Genomic DNA, 19,658 nt, shown 5'->3' on the forward strand with positions numbered 1-19,658 from the left:
CTACCCTTTGCTGATTTTTAAAATCATGCCGGGTTGCAAACCTGCCTTTGCTAAGCGGTTATCACGTTTAATCTGGTAAACGGTTGCACCTTCAAATTTTTCAGCAATTTCTGATAAGGTATCGCCCAGTTTTACTTTATAACTCAGGTAAGCGGATGGAACTTTTAAATGTGTTCGGGTTTTAGTATAAATTTTTAATTTCTGCCCCGGAACAATAGTCTTACTTTTTAGGCCATTCCAAACCCGTAAATCCTGCAATTCAACACCGTATTTATCGGCTACCATGTTTAAATTCTGACCGGGCACAACTTTATGGTAAAGTACATTAGTTGAAACAACGCCTGCAGTTTTCTTTTTCCTTAAATCACGTACATCATCAGTACTTGCCTGATAAACCCGGGTATCTACATCCATATCGGTATTTAAAACTTCGTAAATGCCTGCATAATCCACATCTTTAAGTTTCGGCATCACAATTCTTCGGGGTACATCATCTGTACCGTTTACAATTTTTTTCTTGTAGGATGGATTTAAAGCGCATAACATCTCTTCATCAACATTTAAAGCTTTTGCTAAATGCGGCAAAGAAACAAAGCGATTTACCTGAACAGTATCTGTTTTTAAAAACAGGTTACACGCCTGGGCCGTTATCTGATGTTTGCTTGAATAATTCATCACGTAAATTGCAGCAATGAAAGCGGGCACATAGTTGCGGGTTTCTTTCGGCAAAAATTGTCTGATTACCCAAAAATCCCTCGAACCTGCTTTATCCATGGCCCGGGTTACATTTCCCTTGCCGCAGTTGTAAGCTGCAATGGCAAGCAACCAATCACCAAGTTCGTCAAAAGCATCTCTGAAATAAGCAGCAGCAGCATAACTTGCCTGAATGGGATCCTTTCGCTCATCCACAAAATTATCCATCGTTAAACCGTAAGCCTTGCCCGTACCAAACATAAACTGCCATATTCCGGTGGCGCCCACTCTCGAAATGGCATGCGGATTCATTTGCGACTCAACAATTGTCAGGTATTTAATTTCTGTTGGCAGGTTATAATCTTTCAGCGCTTTATCGAAAATCGGAAAATAGTAACCAGATAAACCTAACATTTTCCCAAACATATCTTTACGCTTGGCATAAATATCAATGTACTGCTGTACATATTCATTATAAGGTAGTGGAATGGTTTTAACAATAGAATCCAACCGGAGCTTATAAATATAATTCTGGCTTAACATTAACGGATTCTCAACGGGAAGCGGAACCGCTACCGTGTCGGTGTTAATGAAAATGTTATTCTGTATTTTATGAAGGCTGTCTAATTTTAAAATTTGCTGTGCCGAGGCTGGAGTTAATAATCCTGATAATGCACAAAGAGTTACAAAAAGTAATTTTTTAATCATGGGCTATTTGTTTAATAATCCGTCATGTTAAATCTATAAGTTCTATTTTAAGTTTCTATAGTTTTAACTGGACCGTAAGTTAAAAAATGCCATTAACCCAAAATAAATGGGCCGCAATACAACAATTTACTTCTTTTATTTAAAGAATATGTTTACTGGCTTACAATGACGGTAATACTTATGATAAAAATGCCTGAGAAAAAGCCAATAGCTTATCTTCCTCAAAATGTTTGGCTGTAAATTGTATACTTAACGGCAAACCTGCAGAATTATTGCTTAATGGCAAGGCTATTGCCGGATTTCCGCTTAATGATGGCAATACGGTAAAAATATCAGCCATGTACATCACCAGCGGATCCTGCACATTATCACCTATCTTAAAAGCAGGCGTTGGTGCTACCGGAGATAAAATTAAGTCATAATCTTCAAATAGACCATCTAATTTCTCTCTGATTAATCTCCTAACCTGTTGTGCTTTTTGGTAGTAGGCATCATAATAACCGGCACTTAAAACAAAAGTGCCCAACAAGATCCGGCGTTTAACCTCTTCTCCAAAACCCTCTGCACGTGATAATTTATACAGCTCGTTTAATGATTTTGCTTCCGTATTGCGGTGCCCATAATGTACGCCATCATACCGGGAAAGATTGGACGAAGCTTCAGCTGTTGTTAAAATGTAATAAGCAGGAACAAGATAATCCAGCAAATCAAAAGAAACATACTCAACAGTATGGCCTTTTTCTTTTAAATCTTCGATGGATTTTAGAATCTCGGCCTTTATTTCAGGATCCAGCGCATCACTTTCTATAGTTTCTTTTAATACAGCTATTTTTCTTTTTTGATTGTTGTGCAAATGTGCAGGATAATCTGGTACTGCAAGCGGAGAAACGGTACTGTCGTTTTCATCTGTCCCCGCCAAAACTTGCAACAACAAAGCGGCATCTTCTACAGACGAAGTAATAGGACCTACCTGATCAAAAGATGAGGCATAAGCAATGACACCATAACGCGAAATACGGCCATATGTTGGCTTTAAACCAATTTGCCCGCAAAAAGCAGCTGGCTGCCTAACGGATCCTCCTGTATCTGTACCTAAGGCAGACAAACACATATCAGCCTGAACGGCCACTGCAGAACCCCCTGAAGAACCACCAGGAACGAGTTCTGGATTGGCGGCGTTTTTTGCCGCTCCGAAGTATGAAGTTTCGTTAGAACCACCCATTGCAAATTCATCACAGTTAAGGCGGCCAATAATAACTGCATCTTCCTGTAGCAAACGTTTAACAACTGTTGATGAATAAGGAGAAACAAAACCATCAAGCATTTTTGATGATGCTGTTACAATATGATCCTGATAACAGATATTATCTTTAATGCCGATAACCATGCCAGCCAATTTACCAGCTGTACCTTTTTCTATCTTTTGCTGAACTGCTTTAGCCTGAACTTCTGCCGTATAAAAAAACACCTCATTGAATGCATTGAGGTGTTCATTATCCTTAATTTGCTTAAAATAATAAGCTAATAAATCTGGTAAAGTTAATTGCTTTTGCGAAATGAGCGTTTGTATCTCCTTAAGAGAGCTGTATTTCTTCAAAACTTAAAATTAATTACGATTAAACAGTTTTATCTCTGTTTGATGGATCTACCTGATCTCCATCTGCTCCGTCTTTACCATCTTTAAATTCTTTAACGCCTTTACCTAAGCCACGCATAAGTTCAGGGATTTTTTTTCCTCCGAAAAGTAATAGCACAACGACTAAAATAATCACAATTTCAGGTGTACCGAGCATTGCTGCTATTGTTGTATTTAACATAACTTGTTGTTTAAACTTTTTGACTATCAGTTACAATTTTTTCATCTATGGGCGTACTCAAGGGATGAGGAACATCTGATGAAACTTTTTCATCAACCGGACTGGTTTCAGTTGGGTGATGACGTTCGTTGTTATTGTTGTTTACTGTTTCTTCTGCCATTTCTTTATCTAAATCCATGGCATTAATATTTCTATGAATTTCGCGCTTTACACCATCAGAAGCATCCTTAAATTCTCTGATTCCCTTACCTAATCCTCTTGCCAGTTCAGGTAATTTTTTACCTCCAAATAACAAAAGTACCACTACTAAAATGAGTATGATCTCCGATCCACCCATGTTTAAAAACTCTAATAACGTGCCTTGATACATCACTAATATAATTTATACAAATATAAACAATTTAAAACTCTCTTCTTTATTTACTAATCCAGCCTTCCGGATTTAAGGTTGACTGACCTCTCCTGATCTGAAATTTCAAAATGGCATCATCCCCGGTATTTGCAACCACACCTATTGCTTGTTTTGTATCTACACTTTCACCGGTCGATACTTTTACATCTCTAAGGTTTTGGTATACTGTTATATACTCTCCGTGGATAATAATAACAACTCCTCTTCCCTGGATATATTGTACTGTTAAAACTTTCCCGGCAAATACGGCTCTCACAACCGCGCCTTCTGAAGTTGTAATATCCACTCCATCGTTGGTGTAGCTTGCCATATCTACCTTGTGCAAACCATATCTTTCGGTAATGGTACCTGTAGCAACAGGCCAAGGTAACTTACCTCTGTTGTTTTCAAAACCTGCAGACAACCTTGCTGCTTCGGGAGTTGCTGTTAATAACTCGCCCGATGTTTTTGCCTTAGCCACAGGTGCTGTTGGTGCCGTAGGGGCTGGTTTGTTCTCTGCTTTTGCTTTGGCCGCTGCCGCTCTTGCCTCTGCTGCTGCTTTAGCCGCCGCTATCCTGGCTTCTTCTGCAGCTTTTCTTCTGGCTTCTTCAATTGCACGCTGTATAGCCGCAGCAATTGCCCTGTCTATTTGTTGCTGTTGCTTTTTACGGGAGGCAATATCCTGTTTAAACGTTTTTTCCTGTTTGCTAAGTTTATTTAAGTTTGCTGCCTGCTCATTTTTATCTTTACCAAGTTTTTCTTTTTCTTTCTCCTGATCTTTTAAAAGTGAGCTTTTTTCTTTCAGTGTTTTATCCAGTATCACAATTTTACCGTTAAGGTCTTTTTGTGTATTTTCTATATAACCAGCTTGTTTTTTACGGTACTGGCTAAATTGTTGTAAGTATTTTATCCTCTTGTAAGCCTGGTTAAAATCCCTGGCTGCAAAAATAAACATCATTTTATCGTACGAATTCCGGTTGCGTTGCGCAAAACGAATCATCGCTGCATACTCTTTTTTAAGGTCGCCTAACTGACCTTGTAACGTATGTACGGTATTTGTGTTCTGAGAGATTTGGTTATCTAAATTTTTTATTTCAGAATTGATGGTTCCAATCTTATCCTGACGTAAGCGAATTTGTGCATTTAAGGCATTAATTTGCTGTAAAGTAAGTTTTTTTCCATTAGCGGTTTTGCTAAGGTTTTTTTGTAACTGCTCAATTTCACGCTGAATAGCTTCCTTTTTCCTTTTAAGTTCATTTGTAGTTTGTGCTGTAGCCGAAAGGCCAATCACACAAAAAACAAGAATAAATACGAGTCTGTGTAGCTTCATTAAGCCAAAAGTATAAAAATTTTACAGTAAAATATATTAAAATTGATATACAGGGAACTAAACGGCCTATAGTAAAACCAACTTCACTCAATCTTCATAGTGGAAGGAAAATTTAGTAGTTGAAATTTAAGGTTTGTTCAGCTTGATGCAGAACTTATCTTCAACAAGGTCAAAGTACTTTCCTGCGAAATGCTGCTATCCCGGATGAGTACTTAGGTTAAAGCAGTAGAAAATTAAAGCTGGTTTAGCATGACCACCCAACAAAGCCAAACCACTATTTCTACGTTCAGCTTTTAAACCGGCATGGTCAATGTTTCGGTTGGCACTCAAAAAGCCCTATCACTAACTTTAAAAGAAAGATTGCGAGCCGGCAACTTTGCTTCTTTGGTTGCCCAAAGAAGAGAAGCCCACGCGGCAAGCGGATAGTATTGTCTTAGCCAGACGGGCTTCGTACCTTTTTCTTAACAAAAAGGTACCCAAAAGTCAAGGCTTGCACCCTTTCTTGAATAGCAGCATCAGAATTCCGATCGCGGCAACATGAGGCTTAGCCCAATTCACAACCCTACCCCCGCTGCATATTCCCTTGGCTATTCAAAGTATGAAAGGGAATACAAGAATTCTAATATGCTCTCCGGCGAAATGCTGCTATGCCGGAGGCGTGCTTGGGTTAAAGCAGTGAAAAAATTAAAGCTGGTTTAGCGTGACCACCCAACAAAGCCAAACCACCATTTCTACGTTCAGCTTTTAAACCGGCATGGTCAATGTTTCGGCTGGCACAGAACAAGCCTTATTGCTTACTTTAAAAGAAAGATTGCGAGCCGGCAGTTTTTGTTTCTTTTTGCTGTCAAAAAGAAAACAAGCCCCCGCGGCAAGCGGATAGTATTGTCTTAGCCAGACGGGCTTCGTACCTTTTTCTTAACAAAAAGGTACCCAAAAGTCAAGGCTTGCATCCTTTCTTGAATAGCAGCATCAGAATTCCGATCGCGGCAACATGAGGCTTAGCCCAATTCACAACCCTACCCCCGCTGCATATTCCCTTGGCTATTCGGAACATTAAAGTTTCTGCAAGAATTCTAATATGCTCTCCTACGAAATGCTGCTATGCCGGATTTGTTCTTGGGTTAAAGGAGTGAAAAATTTAATGTTTGTTTAGCATGATGGAGTATTACCCCCTCCAGCAAGGTCAAACCTCTATCTCTTCGTTACACTTTTAAACCGGCATGGTCAATGTTTCGGTTGGCACCGGACAAGCCTACCTACTAACTTTAAAAGAAAGATTGCGAGCCGGCAATTTTTGTTTCTTTTTGTTGTCAAAAAGAAGAGAAGCCCCCGCGGCAAGCGGATAAATAGATTTATAACCTTTTTTATTTTACAACTGTAAACCTTTTCGGTACATTAAATGGAAAATCAACAGGAACATTGCCATCAATTTTTGTAAATTCTAAGTTGATGTTAATCTTTTTTCCGTTTGATAACGTATTAATTTTCAAAGTACCGGGAAATAAATATTCATTCACTTTTTGATACCCATCATAAGTTACTTTTAAGGCTTGTCCGGCTTTAGCATCATTTAAGTTGGTTTCAGCTAATTTGAATAGGGTATTGAATAAAAATTTATAATCCAGATTATCCTTGCTCCCTGAAACTGCCCAAACACCGTTGTCCATCTTCAAATCAGATTGATCATTTAAATAGTCGCTAATGGCATTGCCCGTTAAAATAGCCTGTAGCGTATTAAAATTAATCTGTTTATTGGTAAAATTATAAATATAACTGAACGGCTTTTTAATGTATTCACTTTTAGACCTGTTCATAATCTTAATACTATCTGGTGTAATTAATGCCCTCGCCGGCTCGTAGGCACCGCCCAAAGCGGTTATACTTACCCATATCACTTCTTTATCTTTGATTCTAAAGTTCATGGTCACATCATTGGCATCGCCTGAAATATCTAAATTGGCTTTAGCTTTCAACGACAGGGTATTAAACTTAAGTTGCTTGCTGTTTAACAGCGTCAATGTTTCCTCTTTCGAGTGATCAGTTTTGGTTTCCGCTTTGGTTGGCGGCGCAACTACAACTTCACGTTTTGGTTTACAAGCAGAAACAAAAGTTACCGCTAAAATCACAAACAGGCTATTTAAAATATTTCTTTTCATTTATCTTCTTATTTAATCCTTCCGAATCATTACCGGCATCTTTAGCTTTTTGCCATTGTACTATTGCTGCTGCTTTATCGCCCTTCATATACAGAATATCGCCATAACGCTCCAAGTAAACACCGTTACGACTACTATTGTTTTGCAATGCTTTTTCTATCCAGATTTGTGCCAAAGCATACTTTTGCTGTTTAAACAAAATAAGGGCATAAGTATCTGTTATAGAAGAATTATCTGGCATGGCATTGGCCGCCGTTTCTGCGTATTTAGCGGCTTTATTTAAGTCATCGTTTTTTAAAGCCAGGTAATAAGCATAATTATTCATAATTAAATAATTATCAGGTTCGGCAGCGATGGCTTTTTCAAAAGCACCTTTTGCAGCGCTAAAATTATTCTGGTTGATGTAAATATCACCTTGAAGGGCATAAACCTGTGCTTGCAAACTTTTATTATCTACATCCAGCTGCAATGCATTTTTCAGGTTGCTTTGTGCCAGATCTAATTTCCCGGTTTTAAACAAAGCGTAGGCTATATAATAATATAAGCCTGCCTGATTTGGGTAAATACCCAGTGCTTCATCGCCAACTTTTACAGCATCATCATAATGCCCCAGCAAGGTTTGAATGTTAATTACCTGTTCCCACACTACATAGATTTGCGTACTCTGCTTTAAAGCTGCCTGATATTGAACCAATGCCTCTTTTAATTTATTTTGCTGATACAAAACATCTCCGTAAAGTGAAAGTGCCTTAACGTCATCCGGATTTTTTTCTACTACAATTTTACTTAATTCGGTTACATTTTTAGCTACAATTGGCTGACTTAGTTTAGGAAACAAGGCAGCAATTATTTTAACCTTTTCATTATGTGGCATTCCATCACTCTGGAAAGCTAATTTTAAAACAGAAAAGGCGGCATCATCATTTTTTTGTTTCCGGTAAATATCGGCCAAGCCAAGATTAACTTCGTAATTACCTGGATCTAACTTTTGCGCTTTTTCCAGCACCTTTAACGCTTCGGCATCATTCCCTTTTTGCAGCAACAAACCTGCTGCGTACAGATAATTTTTAACATCAGCCTGATTGCCTTCCAATAGCTTTACAATGTCACTTTCGGTTGCGCTCCCATTTTGTTGAAAACGTTGCCTCGCATTTGTCAATTCTCTCGATAAACCGAATTTCTGCTCAATACCGGTGTAGGTCTTTTTCGATTCTTCGGGTTGGTTTGCTAAAAACTGTGCATTAGCTTTATCAAAATAATATGCATCATTATCGGGTTGGATACGAATTAACTGATTAAATACATCAACCAACTCGGGCATCTTATTAGTCCTTTTATAAATCTCGCTCAGCAATCGCCAATACCATTCGTTGTCAGGGTTTATTTTAAGGGCTTGCTTAATATTTTGCTCCGCATCACTAAGTTTATCCATCCGGTAATTGGCATTTGCCAACTCAAAAAAGGCCGCGTGGTTATTTGGATCGAGGTTAATGATTTTATTAAAATTTATGGAAGCAAGCGGGTAATTTTCCGACATTTTTTCCCGCAAACCGGCAAAAAATAATTGCTTTACCATATTGCTGTCCGCAGGTCCGGTTGCAGGATTAATTTGTCCAAAAGCACTTACACTAATGAAACCTAATGTCAGAAGGAAATATTGATTTTTAAACTTCATTATAATGTTAACAAATTAGATAAATCAGGCTTTTCCGGTATGTCCGTAACCACCCTCGCCCCTTGAGGTTTCGGTTAGCGTTTCAACAGCCTTCCAATTTATGGTTTCGTGCCGGGCTATAACCATTTGTGCAATCCGATCGCCGTTATTAATCTTAAAATCAGTATCTGATAAATTAATTAATAAAACCTTTAATTCTCCACGATAATCGGCATCAATAGTACCCGGAGAATTTACAATACTAATTCCATGTTTATAAGCCAAGCCGCTTCTTGGGCGTATTTGCGCTTCATAACCTACTGGCAGTTCGATATACAATCCTGTTGGAACAAGCATTCGCTGCAAAGGGCCCAGGCTTATTTCATCCCGAATAAAAGCACGTAAATCCATACCTGCTGCATGTGCCGTTTCATATTGTGGCAAAGCATGATCTGATTTATTAATAACTTTAATATCCATATCCTTAATTTCTTTTCAGAATTTTCATCAGGTTATCCTTTTCAAAATAGAAAATACCCGCAACAAAAATAATCAACATGGCGTTTCCAATATAAATATTCCTGTTAAAGATAAAAAATGATGAGAATACTATAACAGTTGAAATAATTATATAAGCTAAAATCCTGTTTAATTTATATGGTATAGGATAATACTTTTGTCCCAATATATAAGAGATAATGGTCATTGTGGCGTAGGCCGCTAAAGATACCCAGGCCGAGCCCATATATCCGTATTTAGGGATGAGCAGGATATTGAAAACAATCGTAATAAAGGCTCCAACCAAAGAAATGTAAAGGCCAAAACGAGTTTGATCTGAAAGACGGTACCATACCGAAAGATTCATGTAAATACCAAGGCAAACATAACCGAGTAAAAGATAAGGCACAGCGGGCAGGCCTACCCAATACTCTGCACGGTGAGCTGCATCTCTGCTGATGAAGTATTTTAAAATTTCGATGTTTGCAACCAGCGCCACAAATAAAATAGCAAGTGCAATAACGAAGTATTGAAGTATTGTAGCATAAGTTTGCTTAGCATTGGCATTTTTGGCATGACTAAAAAAGAATGGTTCGGCGCCTAACCTGAATGCCGTATTAAAAATACTCATAAAAATGGCGATTTTACATACGGCTCCGTAAATCCCTACCTGAGCTTCTGTTGAGTATTTATCAAGCAGTATCTTATCCAAATTTTCGTTAATAATAAAAGATAAATTTGCCACTAAAACCGGCCAGCTGTAAGAAAGCATTTTCATAAAAAGTGCTTTATCAAACTTCAACTGTAGTTTTAAAAATTCGGGAATCAGTAAAATAAATGTTATAACACTGGCCACAAGGTTTGCAATAAATACGTAACCAATCCATTTTTCGCGAAACCACCCTGCAAAGAAATGTGCAGTTGGCCAATCGTGTTTAATAATTGCAGGTATTCCGTAAATGAAGAATAGACTTAAGCAAACGTAGCTTAGAATATTAATAAATTTGAGGGCACTGTATCGAAATGGCTTTCCATCGGCTCTTAATTTTGCAAAAGGAATGATACAAATCGCATCAGAAAATAAAAGCCATAAAAAATATTGAACATAACGGCGCTGATCTTGAAACTGCGACATATCGTTATTCAATAACCATTTTGTAATTGGATCGGTAAAAACCAAACCTGTTATTAAAAACAAGGTTGATATGAATGCAATAACGAGAAAGGAGTTATTGTAAACCTGCTGCTTTTTATCCTCATATTTATTTAGATACCTGAAAAATGTGGTTTCCATCCCAAATGCTAAAACCGCATTAATGAGAGATGCGTAGCTGTACATTTTAGTAAAAATACCATAGGCCGCAGATGCGTAGGTATGTGTAAAAATTGGGGTAAGAATAAAATTAAGTAATCTTGATAGAATGGTACTTATACCATAAACCATAGTTTGCCCAATAAACTTTTTATATACTGACATAATTTAGTTTAAGATGGATAAGGTAAAATGTTTAATCATCCCGTTTACCATAACAGATTCTTTTTTACAACCTCGAAATTTCGGTAGTCTTTAAATTCTTCATCCGTAACTTCAATATTTTCTACTTTAGATTTATCTGGTCCTTCTTTACACCAATCTATAAAAGCATCTAATATAAACGGTTCAGCTTCTGCTTCAATATAAACAGAACCATCTTTTTCATTTTTAACAAAGCCCTTAATACCCATTTGATCGGCAACTGCTTTGGTGCTTGCCCTAAAAAATACGCCCTGAACTTTACCGGAAACGATGATATTGATGTGTTTTACTTTTGATGTTTGACCACTCATTTTTGTTAGTTATGATGCAAAGTTATAAGTTGGGCGAATAATTAAACTATCTTTTGGCGTATATTGAAATATATTCAGTAAAATTTTAAAAATTTAAGGTTGAAAGTTTTTGTTTTTCTAATAAAAATTCATTCCAGATATCTTCTAAAACAACCGCAGCGGGCTTTATTTCTTTAAGCATGGTACTTACTTGTCCAATTTCAAGTTCACCATTTTCCATATCACCTTCAAACATGCCCAGTTTCGCCCTTGCCCTGCCCAAAAGTTCCATTAGCTTTTCGCGCCCTGCGCCCTCGGCTTCCGCCTGTGCAACAGCATCAGCAAACTCGTTCTTTAACAAACGTACCGGAACCAGTTTTTTCATGGCTAATTTAGTATCGCCTTCTGCTGACGAAATAATTTTATTTTTAAACGCTACATGTGCAGACGATTCTTCTGCTACAGCAAAAGCAGATCCCACCTGTACTCCCGCCGCGCCTAAAGCAAAAGCCGCGAGCATGGCTTTACCACCAGCAATTCCTCCGGCCGCTATAACCGGAATTTTTAAAGCTTCAACAATCATCGGAACCAAACAAAGTGTGGTGGTTTCCTCTCGTCCATTATGTCCGCCGGCCTCAAAACCCTCTGCAACAACTGCATCAACCCCGGCTTCTTCTGCCTTCAGCGCAAATTTTGTATTGGCAATAACATGAACAACCGTAATTCCCTGTGCTTTTAAAGTAGCCGTCCATGTAGCTGGATTACCTGCGGAGGAGAAAACAATTTTCACTCCTTCTTCTATTACAACGTCTATAATCTCTTTGATATTTGGATACAATAAAGGGATATTTACGGCAAAAGGAGAATCGGTAGCCGCCTTACATTTCTGAATATGCCTGCGCAACACTTCCGGATACATAGAGCCTGCTCCAATAATGCCTAAACCACCTGCATTGGATACAGCCGAAGCCAAACGCCAACCGCTGCACCAAACCATACCAGCTTGTATTATTGGATATTTGATGTTAAAAAGTTTACAAATTGCGTTCATGCTTATCTTAATGTTTCGGGGTTTACAATATTAGTGGGATTTCTATTGGCGTAATTTATAATATTTTCAAATGCTTTACCAAAATACAGTTCATAACTGCCTTGCTCTACATAGCCTAAATGTGGGGTACAAATTACATTTGACATTGTTAAAAGTTCAAAGTCAGCCTTGTAAATCGGTTCTGTTTCATATACATCTACACCTGCAAAACCCGGGCGTCCGGCTTTTAACGATTTCAATAAAGCGCCCCGCTCAATTAATTCAGCTCTTGAAATATTAATTAAGAGTGCAGAAGTTTTCATATAGCTTAAATCAACTTCCTTTACTATTCCGAAAGTTGCTTCATTTAAACGCAAGTGCAAAGAAACCACATCAGCATGCTTAAAAAAATCTGCTTTGCTTTCTGCAGCACTATATCCATCATCAATTGCATTTGCCCTTGATTTTTCGCTTCCCCAAACCAGCACCTTGGCGCCAAACGCCTTAGCGTATGCCGCAATCATTTTACCTATTTTACCATACCCCCAAATCCCTATGGTTTTACCATAAACTGTTTTACCCATATTGGTTTGCCATTGACCATTTTTCATACCTTCAATAGCATTTGGAATTTGTCGCAGGCCATTCATTATTAATGCCCAGGTTAATTCTGCTGGCGCAACAGGCGAACCAATGCCTTCTGCAACGGCAACCTTGTATTTAGAGCAGGCTTCCAAATCCAGGTGATTTGAAATTTTCCCGGTTTGGCTAATCAGTTTTAAATTTGGCAACAACGAAAGCAATTCTTCGGTAATCGCTGTTCTTTCTCTAATGAGCACCAAAACTTCTGCATCTTTAATTTTTCCAGCTAAAGCAATTGGGTTCTTTTCTGTTTCGTTTAAGATTAAAACATCATGGTCTTTTAATAAGCTGTAGCAATCAAGCGTTTTTACAGCTTCCTGGTAATCGTCTAATATGGCTATTTTCATAATCTTTTAAATTATCCTTTCTACCTGATCACTTTCTATGATAAACTCATTAGAAAGTTTAATTAAATTTAAGCCTGGTTTTTTACCAGGTTCTAAGGTGCCGAGTTGTTTATCCAGTTCTAAAAATTCGGCTCCATTTATAGTTGCCCAGCGCAAAAGGTTTTCAAAACCGATATGCTTGCGGATTTGCAAGGTTCGCATTTCTGCCAGAATATTTAACTGATGGTTGCTGGCTAAACTATCTGTACCCAATGTTATTTTAACACCTTCGTCGATCAATAATTGTACGTCAGGCAATTTATCTTCTATATAAAGGTTGGCTTGCGGACAAAGGCACCAGAACAAATCTGCAGCCTGCTGGTTTGCAAATTCAACATCCTTTTTAGCTGTTACCGTATTGTGCACCAGCAATGTTTTTTGTTTAATATAAGGCAACCAGCTTTTTAAAGATGTTTTTCCGGAGGGTTGAAAGAAATCTATATTTAGATTTAAAAATTCATATAATTTTAAGAAACCTCCCGTTTTTGTTTCGAAAAAAGTGTTTTCATCTGCCGTTTCCTGATTATGTACACTTAAAAAGGAATTTCCGGCATATTCATTAATTAATTTAAATAGCTTTTCTGATACTGAATATGGTGCGTGCGGAACTATAGATGATGGTAGTGGATTAAATTGTGCTTTAATCTCCTTGGCATACTCCATAATAGCATCGGCCCTTTCGGGATTAAAACCCATAGCTTCTATAAAAGTATGGTAAAATATTTTGCTTCCCGTTTTAATCTGTTTTGAAATCGACTGGTTAGAAATGTCACCTACAGCTACAATGCCGTTTTTAAACATTTGCTCATCTGCTTTTTCCATGGCATCCATTATTTCAGCATCGTTATTCTGCCTGCTTTTAATAACAAATTGAACAAACTCTACCAAGCCGGTATGCTCCGGAATTGCTCCACGCATATGAGATAATTCCAGATGGCAATGGGTATTAATAAAGCCCGGTACCAAAGCGCCTTTTAATTTATCTACATGTGCTAAATTTTGAATAAGGGCTTGCTCTTCGCTAAGTAGTTCTTTAATCTCGCCGGTTGCTGTAACCACAACAACCCCATTTTTAATCGGTGGCTGATTTACGGGAAAAACCCAGTCGGCAGAATAGTATTTAAGCATATTCACAAATTAAGGGGAATATGCGCAAGCAAAAAAATTTATTTTTAGCCTGAATGTTTTGCCATTAAGTATAAGAGGAGAATTTCTGCCGTATTATTCGATAGAATAAGAGATGATGTAAGGGTAAAAAAGAGCCTCCTATCGGAATCGAACCAATGACCTACTGATTACAAGTCAGTTGCTCTACCAGCTGAGCTAAGGAGGCTTTAATTTTTTGCAATGATAGAAAAAAAACTTCTTTTTTAAAACTCATTATTATTTTTTTTTAGAATCCCAATTCCCAACTTTATGAATGCAATACTGTATTAAAGGACTAAATAATTGGATATCAATTTTATTTTCATCACGCCTTTGCATATAAAGCAGTAATAATTTTATCTTTTTTATACCCACAAGAAAAGTTAATCTTATTTTTTGGCACGCCCAATTAAGCTTTTTTATCATTAACGGCTTAATATGCGTATAATTTGTAGCCCATACCCACACTCTGTGGAGAAACTCCCCATGTTTATTTTTACATGAAAAACATAAAACACTAACAATAAGCATTTTATAATAAAAATTATGCTTTGGCATCATTATGTAACCTTAGCAAGTATTGTTACACATATAAATTTTAAAAATCATACTATGAAAAAGTTCATTTTATCAGCAGCATTAGCTGTAGCAGGATTAACAGCAGTACAGGCAAGTGAAGTTAAAGATTTAAAAACTACTGCAATTGTTGCAGTTCAAGATAGCGCAGTAAAAACTCCCGTTAAGCTGGAAGAACTTCCTGAGCCAGTTACTACAGCTTTAAAATCTGATGCTTATAAAGGCTGGACGGCTACTGAAGCATGGCTTGTAAAAGAAGGAACAGCTGAATACTATTTAATTAACGTTAAAAAAGAAGCTGAAACAGGATCAGTTAAAATTGACAAAGACGGAAAACCAGTTCAATAAACTAAATAACATCTATTTATTAGGTAAAGCCGGGAAACTGGCTTTACTTCAAAAACTTAATTTATAACCGCCTTTAAATAGGCAAATTAAAATATACAACTATGAAAAAGTTCATTTTATCAGCAGCATTAGCTGTAGCAGGATTAACAGCAGTACAAGCAAGTGAAGTTAAAGATTTAAAAACTACTGCAATTGTTGCAGTTCAGGATAGTGTTACTAAAACTCCTGTTAAATTGGAAGAATTACCTGAGCCAGTTACAACTGCTTTAAAAGGTGATACTTACAAAGGCTGGACAGCTACTGAAGCTTGGTTAGCTAAAGAAGGAACCAAAGAATATTACATCATCAATGTTAAAAAAGAAGCAGAAACTGGTTCTGTAAAAATTGACAAAGATGGTAAGCCAGTACAATAACCCTTAAATATTACATCTACCTTAATAACAAAAGCCGGATTTTATCCGGCTTTTGTTATTTTTGTATATGGCGAGAATCCTGATTTTAGAAGATGATACAACTTTTGCTCAATTATTAGAAGGCTTTTTAATAAAAAATAAGCACGAGGTTACACTTGTAACCCACATTCGCCAATCGTTTAAATTGATTGAGGCCCAGAAATTCGATTTACTTTTAATCGATTACCGATTGCCGGATGGAACGGGTTTTGAGGTTTTAACACACAGCCGCGATCTTGGCCTTTCCATTCCTGTTATTATTATGACCAGTTTTAATGATGTTAGAACTGCAGTAAAATCAATTCAGCTTGGTGCTTTTGATTACATTACCAAACCGGTAAACCCTGATGAACTTTTAATGGTGATTAAAAATTCCTTATTAAAAAAGGAAGGAAAAACCACCGAACAGAAAGATAGTGATACTGACTTTATCAAAGGTAAAAGTGCAATTGCGGATAAATTATATGAACACATTAATCTTGTAGCGCCAACCGATATGTCGGTAATTATACAGGGTGAAAGTGGAACAGGAAAAGAATATGCCGCCAGAACTTTGCACAAACAAAGCAAAAGATCCAATAAACCATTTATAGCGATAGATTGCGGTGCCTTATCAAAAGATTTAGCCGCAAGCGAACTTTTTGGCCACATTAAAGGCGCATTTACTGGTGCTTTAAACGACAAAAAAGGACAATTTGAGGCCGCAGACGGTGGAACTCTATTTTTAGATGAAGTAGGTAATTTAAGTTACGAAGTACAGATTAAATTGCTGCGTGCACTGCAGGAAAGGGTAATCCAACCTTTAGGAAGCACAAAACAAATTCCGGTAAATGTGCGGATCATTACCGCAACAAATGATGATTTGGCCAACAGCATGCAACAGGGCGAATTTAGGGAAGATTTATACCACCGACTAAATGAATTTAAAATTCAATTGCCCGCTTTAAGGGATCGCGGTGGCGATTTAGAATTATTTATCAATCATTTTGTACAGTTATCTAACCGCGATTTAGACAGAAATGTAAAAAGCATTTCTCCAGATGCAAAAGCGCTCTTATTTCAATACGATTGGCCGGGAAACTTGCGCGAGTTAAGCAACGTAATTAAAAGAATGGTTTTGTTAAGTCCTTCGGAAGTTGCTCAAATTGAAGCCTTGCCAGACGAAATGATGATTTCTATCCATCAGCAGACGCCAAAAAACAGCTCTTCAGATTTAAAAGCAGTTAATGAATCTAATGAAAAGGCATTAATTACTGAAACCCTGATTAAAGTAAGGCACAACAAGTCTAAAGCGGCCAAACTTCTAAACATCGATCGAAAAACGTTATACAGTAAAATGGAACGTTATGGCATAGAGTAATTCTAAGGGCATTCTGGAGCCTATAAGTTGTTTTTTAAACAGAAACAGGGCGATCCATTTCTTCCATAAAATCGATCAGGCTTTCCAGTTTTTTAAGTTCCAGTAAAATGTTGCCCCTGTTTTCTTGAGTTAAACCCTTCCCGTCAACCTCAATTTCGAGCGTCCGAAAAGCAGTTGCCAATGTTTTAGCACCCATTTGCGCTGTTCTGCCTGCAAGACGATGAACTAAGAGACGGCTTTTTTCGGCATCGTTTTCATCTAAACTTTCTTTTAACTCCGCTGTATCTGTTCTGCAATCTAACTTAAACCTGTTTAATATTTTATCCAGTAACTGCTGATCGCCAAAGGTCATTTTTTCAATAGAAGACAAATCAAATTCTGGTTGTTCAGGTAAAATTTCCGTCTTTTCAAAAATAGAAAGTAAATCCACCATCCGGAAAGGCTTCATAATTAATCCATCAAAACCTTCACTCAACACAATTTCCCTTTCTTCGGGTAAAACTTGCGCCGTAATGGCAAAAAACTTAACATCAGCCGGTAGCTTTTTCTTCAAAATGTGGCAAAGTTCAATCCCCGACATTTCAGGCATACGCATGTCTATCAAAACATATTTTAAATTTTCACCGGGTTCATCCTGCAAAATATCAGCCACCTGGTTAAAGCTTTTAAAAGGAACTTTATTCTTTTCAAAAATTAAGCTGCAGAGGTCAAGAATTAACTTATCATCATCAATTACCCACACTTCTCCAGGTTTTGCAATGGCATAGTGCTCCAAATCCAGCGCCTCGTTTACGCGTTCATCGGTATATTCATATTTAAGGTAAATATTAAAAGAGGTTCCAATACCAGGTTTACTTTTAACGTAAATTCTTCCACCCTGATTTTCGATAAGCGATTTAACAATGGTTAAACCTAAACCTGTTCCCGTTTGGTTAATTAAATGTTTTTCGGGAGTTTCAATCTGTTCAAATTCCTTAAATATTTTATTAATATCGGTTTCAGCAAAACCAATTCCGGTATCTTTTATCGTAAAATTAAAGTGTAAATCATTTCCCTGTTGCTTACAGGATACCATAAGTGTAATTTGCCCTTTTAACGTAAATTTAACGGCATTGCCGAGCAAATTAAATAGGATTTGCCTTAAACGGAAAGCATCGCCTCTTACAAATTCAATTGCCGATAAATCTAAATCCACAATTAATGCAAGCGATTTTTGTTCTGCCAGCGGCCGCATCACCGAAACCACCTCATCCAAAACTTTTTTAATGTCAAAAACCTGATTATTAAAGCTAAACTCTCCGGATGTGATCCGGTTATAATCCAAAACTTCGTTTACAATTTGCAATAAATGAATGGAGGATTGATAAATAGCATTAACATCTTTTTTGTTGGGCGCATCCTGCTGGCTAATCAATTCGGCATAACCTAAAATAGATTGCAATGGTGTTCTAATCTCATGGCTCATGTTTGACAGGAACCGTTGTTTTGCCTTTCCATGATATTCTGCTTCATCCTTTGCAGCTTCAAGCTCTTTCCTGTATTTGTTACTTTTTGTTATATCCGATAAAATGAGGTATAGTAAAATCACCGTCAGTAAAAAGAAAGCAATTAGAATAGCGGTGATTTGGGTAATCCCATCGTTTACCACTTCCTTGGCCTGTATGCCATTTAAATCTACCTGTGCAACAGCTTCGCCTTCTACCTCACGCAAAATTTGCAGCATTTGCGCCGTTAATGTATTACTGGCACTGGATAGATCAGCTTCCTTTTTCAAAAATTTCTGGCTTTTCTGACGCTGTTCCTGCTCAATGTTTTTTAAAGAGCCCGTCATGCTCTTCATAATACTGTCTTCGGCCTTTGCATTTAAAGTATCCCGTTTTACTTTAAACTCTTCGTTTATAATTTTGTATACATCGGCCTTTTTCTTGCCAAAAAGTTTACTTAAAAATCCACGCGATTTTGCTTCTTCATCAGGTGCTACAGTAGTGGTTGAGGTTGTCGTTTCTGTGGTTAGCATTGCGCTATCCGTTTGCATTGCCCTTTTGGTAACCAACTCGTTTAGTTTCTGTACCTCATCAGAAAAAGATTTGGTATTAACCAGCGTTTCTCTAACCTTTAAATAATTTACAAATTGTTTATCCCGGTCGGTTAGCAGGTTTTTAATGGATTTAATCCGGGCTAATTGTGCTGAATCGCCGGCATAAAGCTTTCGTAAGGTATCCAAACTCGACCTTAACTTTCTCGACTCTCTTAAAAAGCTGTAATCGCCCTGTTTATTAAATGCTTCATCACGTTGCAACTGGTCTAAACGGGCAATTTTATGCGATAAGTCGTTAACAATTCTTAATCTATCGTTTGGCGCAGAAATTTCTTCCACTGTACTCAGCATACGTGTAAAAGCAAACTTACTGATTCCCCAGGCCAGCAATAGCGCTAAACAAGCAAACAGAAACCCGAAAATTACTTTACTTTTTACTGCCCTGAAAAAACGCTTTTGAATTACAGCCGCCATTTAAATTTAATGATTATGCGCCCTTTAAAGTATTTTTTAACGATTTTTTGGGGAAAAGGGCTGTCCATATACTGCACAAATAACGTACCACAGAAGAAATTAGCTGGAAAGTGGGCACCGCTGAGCTCAATGTTTCTATTATTCTTCTCCTTA

General features: G+C 37.4%; 17 protein-coding genes and 1 tRNA gene. 3 read left to right on the top strand and 15 right to left on the bottom strand.

What is annotated here, in order from left to right; genetic code table 11:
• The 14 genes from R2Q77_RS02300 to R2Q77_RS02365 all read right to left on the bottom strand — a co-directional run bounded on the left by R2Q77_RS02300 (position 1) and on the right by R2Q77_RS02365 (position 14,444).
• Positions 1-1,401: a lytic transglycosylase domain-containing protein gene (locus tag R2Q77_RS02300; RefSeq protein ID WP_316802092.1), complete on the bottom strand. Its 1,401-nt coding sequence runs from the start codon at positions 1,399-1,401 to the stop codon at positions 1-3.
• A gap of 178 nt (positions 1,402-1,579) precedes the next feature.
• A complete protein-coding gene (gene gatA, locus R2Q77_RS02305) occupies positions 1,580-2,998 on the bottom strand; it encodes an Asp-tRNA(Asn)/Glu-tRNA(Gln) amidotransferase subunit GatA (RefSeq protein ID WP_316802093.1) in 1,419 nt (472 codons plus the stop codon).
• 19 nt (positions 2,999-3,017) lie between these two features.
• The gene (gene tatA, locus R2Q77_RS02310) at positions 3,018-3,218 is read right to left on the bottom strand and encodes a twin-arginine translocase TatA/TatE family subunit (RefSeq protein ID WP_269425959.1); all 201 of its coding nucleotides are present in this window, start codon (positions 3,216-3,218) and stop codon (positions 3,018-3,020) included.
• A 10-nt stretch (positions 3,219-3,228) separates the two neighbouring features.
• The gene (locus R2Q77_RS02315; RefSeq protein ID WP_316802094.1) at positions 3,229-3,588 is read right to left on the bottom strand and encodes a twin-arginine translocase TatA/TatE family subunit; all 360 of its coding nucleotides are present in this window, start codon (positions 3,586-3,588) and stop codon (positions 3,229-3,231) included.
• 46 nt (positions 3,589-3,634) lie between these two features.
• Positions 3,635-4,939 carry a murein hydrolase activator EnvC family protein gene (locus R2Q77_RS02320; protein WP_316802095.1) on the bottom strand — a complete coding sequence of 435 codons (1,305 nt, stop codon included), beginning with the start codon at positions 4,937-4,939 and terminating at the stop codon, positions 3,635-3,637.
• A 1,364-nt stretch (positions 4,940-6,303) separates the two neighbouring features.
• Positions 6,304-7,095: a DUF4292 domain-containing protein gene (locus R2Q77_RS02325; protein ID WP_316802096.1), complete on the bottom strand. Its 792-nt coding sequence runs from the start codon at positions 7,093-7,095 to the stop codon at positions 6,304-6,306.
• On the bottom strand, positions 7,073-8,770 hold the full coding sequence (locus tag R2Q77_RS02330; protein WP_316802097.1) for a tetratricopeptide repeat protein: 1,698 nt from the start codon (positions 8,768-8,770) through the stop codon (positions 7,073-7,075). The genes R2Q77_RS02325 and R2Q77_RS02330 overlap by 23 nt, the downstream gene beginning before the upstream one ends.
• 24 nt (positions 8,771-8,794) lie before the next feature.
• Positions 8,795-9,229 carry a dUTP diphosphatase gene (dut, locus tag R2Q77_RS02335; RefSeq protein ID WP_316802098.1) on the bottom strand — a complete coding sequence of 145 codons (435 nt, stop codon included), beginning with the start codon at positions 9,227-9,229 and terminating at the stop codon, positions 8,795-8,797.
• Positions 9,230-9,233: 4 nt separating this feature from the next.
• Positions 9,234-10,724: an oligosaccharide flippase family protein gene (locus R2Q77_RS02340; RefSeq protein ID WP_316802099.1), complete on the bottom strand. Its 1,491-nt coding sequence runs from the start codon at positions 10,722-10,724 to the stop codon at positions 9,234-9,236.
• 44 nt (positions 10,725-10,768) lie between these two features.
• A complete protein-coding gene (locus tag R2Q77_RS02345) occupies positions 10,769-11,074 on the bottom strand; it encodes an acylphosphatase (protein WP_316802100.1) in 306 nt (101 codons plus the stop codon).
• Positions 11,075-11,159: 85 nt separating this feature from the next.
• Positions 11,160-12,104 carry a nitronate monooxygenase gene (locus R2Q77_RS02350; RefSeq protein WP_316802101.1) on the bottom strand — a complete coding sequence of 315 codons (945 nt, stop codon included), beginning with the start codon at positions 12,102-12,104 and terminating at the stop codon, positions 11,160-11,162.
• Positions 12,105-12,106: 2 nt separating this feature from the next.
• Positions 12,107-13,072 (bottom strand): D-2-hydroxyacid dehydrogenase family protein, encoded by a 966-nt coding sequence (locus tag R2Q77_RS02355; protein WP_316802102.1) that lies wholly within the window; start codon positions 13,070-13,072, stop codon positions 12,107-12,109.
• A 6-nt stretch (positions 13,073-13,078) separates the two neighbouring features.
• Complete coding sequence (locus R2Q77_RS02360; RefSeq protein ID WP_316802103.1) at positions 13,079-14,239, bottom strand: amidohydrolase family protein; 1,161 nt, start codon at positions 14,237-14,239, stop codon at positions 13,079-13,081.
• A 132-nt stretch (positions 14,240-14,371) separates the two neighbouring features.
• Positions 14,372-14,444: transfer RNA gene (locus tag R2Q77_RS02365), tRNA-Thr, on the bottom strand.
• A 425-nt stretch (positions 14,445-14,869) separates the two neighbouring features.
• Between R2Q77_RS02365 and R2Q77_RS02370 the strand changes: the two genes are divergently transcribed.
• From R2Q77_RS02370 to R2Q77_RS02380, 3 genes are all read left to right on the top strand, one after another.
• Positions 14,870-15,181, top strand: coding sequence for a hypothetical protein (locus tag R2Q77_RS02370; RefSeq protein ID WP_316802104.1), 312 nt, complete (start codon positions 14,870-14,872; stop codon positions 15,179-15,181).
• Positions 15,182-15,282: 101 nt separating this feature from the next.
• A complete protein-coding gene (locus tag R2Q77_RS02375; RefSeq protein WP_316802105.1) occupies positions 15,283-15,594 on the top strand; it encodes a hypothetical protein in 312 nt (103 codons plus the stop codon).
• Between the two features lie 67 nt (positions 15,595-15,661).
• A complete protein-coding gene (locus R2Q77_RS02380; RefSeq protein ID WP_316802106.1) occupies positions 15,662-16,993 on the top strand; it encodes a sigma-54 dependent transcriptional regulator in 1,332 nt (443 codons plus the stop codon).
• 34 nt (positions 16,994-17,027) lie between these two features.
• Here R2Q77_RS02380 and R2Q77_RS02385 read toward each other — a convergent pair whose 3' ends face one another.
• Positions 17,028-19,505, bottom strand: a complete 2,478-nt coding sequence (locus R2Q77_RS02385; RefSeq protein WP_316802107.1) for an ATP-binding protein — start codon at positions 19,503-19,505, stop codon at positions 17,028-17,030.
• Between the last annotated feature and the right edge of the window lie 153 nt (positions 19,506-19,658).

The organism is Pedobacter nototheniae (genome assembly GCF_032678625.1).
Classification (GTDB): Bacteria; Bacteroidota; Bacteroidia; order Sphingobacteriales; family Sphingobacteriaceae; genus Pedobacter; species Pedobacter nototheniae_A.

Coding starts and splice junctions, on each gene's coding strand:
- R2Q77_RS02300 (WP_316802092.1), bottom strand. CDS start 1,401: ATGATTAAAAAATTACTTTTTGTAACTCTTTGTGCATTATCAGGATTA.
- tatA (WP_269425959.1), bottom strand. CDS start 3,218: ATGTTAAATACAACAATAGCAGCAATGCTCGGTACACCTGAAATTGTG.
- R2Q77_RS02315 (WP_316802094.1), bottom strand. CDS start 3,588: ATGTATCAAGGCACGTTATTAGAGTTTTTAAACATGGGTGGATCGGAG.
- R2Q77_RS02320 (WP_316802095.1), bottom strand. CDS start 4,939: ATGAAGCTACACAGACTCGTATTTATTCTTGTTTTTTGTGTGATTGGC.
- R2Q77_RS02325 (WP_316802096.1), bottom strand. CDS start 7,095: ATGAAAAGAAATATTTTAAATAGCCTGTTTGTGATTTTAGCGGTAACT.
- R2Q77_RS02330 (WP_316802097.1), bottom strand. CDS start 8,770: ATGAAGTTTAAAAATCAATATTTCCTTCTGACATTAGGTTTCATTAGT.
- dut (WP_316802098.1), bottom strand. CDS start 9,229: ATGGATATTAAAGTTATTAATAAATCAGATCATGCTTTGCCACAATAT.
- R2Q77_RS02340 (WP_316802099.1), bottom strand. CDS start 10,724: ATGTCAGTATATAAAAAGTTTATTGGGCAAACTATGGTTTATGGTATA.
- R2Q77_RS02345 (WP_316802100.1), bottom strand. CDS start 11,074: ATGAGTGGTCAAACATCAAAAGTAAAACACATCAATATCATCGTTTCC.
- R2Q77_RS02350 (WP_316802101.1), bottom strand. CDS start 12,104: ATGAACGCAATTTGTAAACTTTTTAACATCAAATATCCAATAATACAA.
- R2Q77_RS02355 (WP_316802102.1), bottom strand. CDS start 13,072: ATGAAAATAGCCATATTAGACGATTACCAGGAAGCTGTAAAAACGCTT.
- R2Q77_RS02360 (WP_316802103.1), bottom strand. CDS start 14,239: ATGCTTAAATACTATTCTGCCGACTGGGTTTTTCCCGTAAATCAGCCA.
- R2Q77_RS02370 (WP_316802104.1), top strand. CDS start 14,870: ATGAAAAAGTTCATTTTATCAGCAGCATTAGCTGTAGCAGGATTAACA.
- R2Q77_RS02375 (WP_316802105.1), top strand. CDS start 15,283: ATGAAAAAGTTCATTTTATCAGCAGCATTAGCTGTAGCAGGATTAACA.
- R2Q77_RS02380 (WP_316802106.1), top strand. CDS start 15,662: ATGGCGAGAATCCTGATTTTAGAAGATGATACAACTTTTGCTCAATTA.
- R2Q77_RS02385 (WP_316802107.1), bottom strand. CDS start 19,505: ATGGCGGCTGTAATTCAAAAGCGTTTTTTCAGGGCAGTAAAAAGTAAA.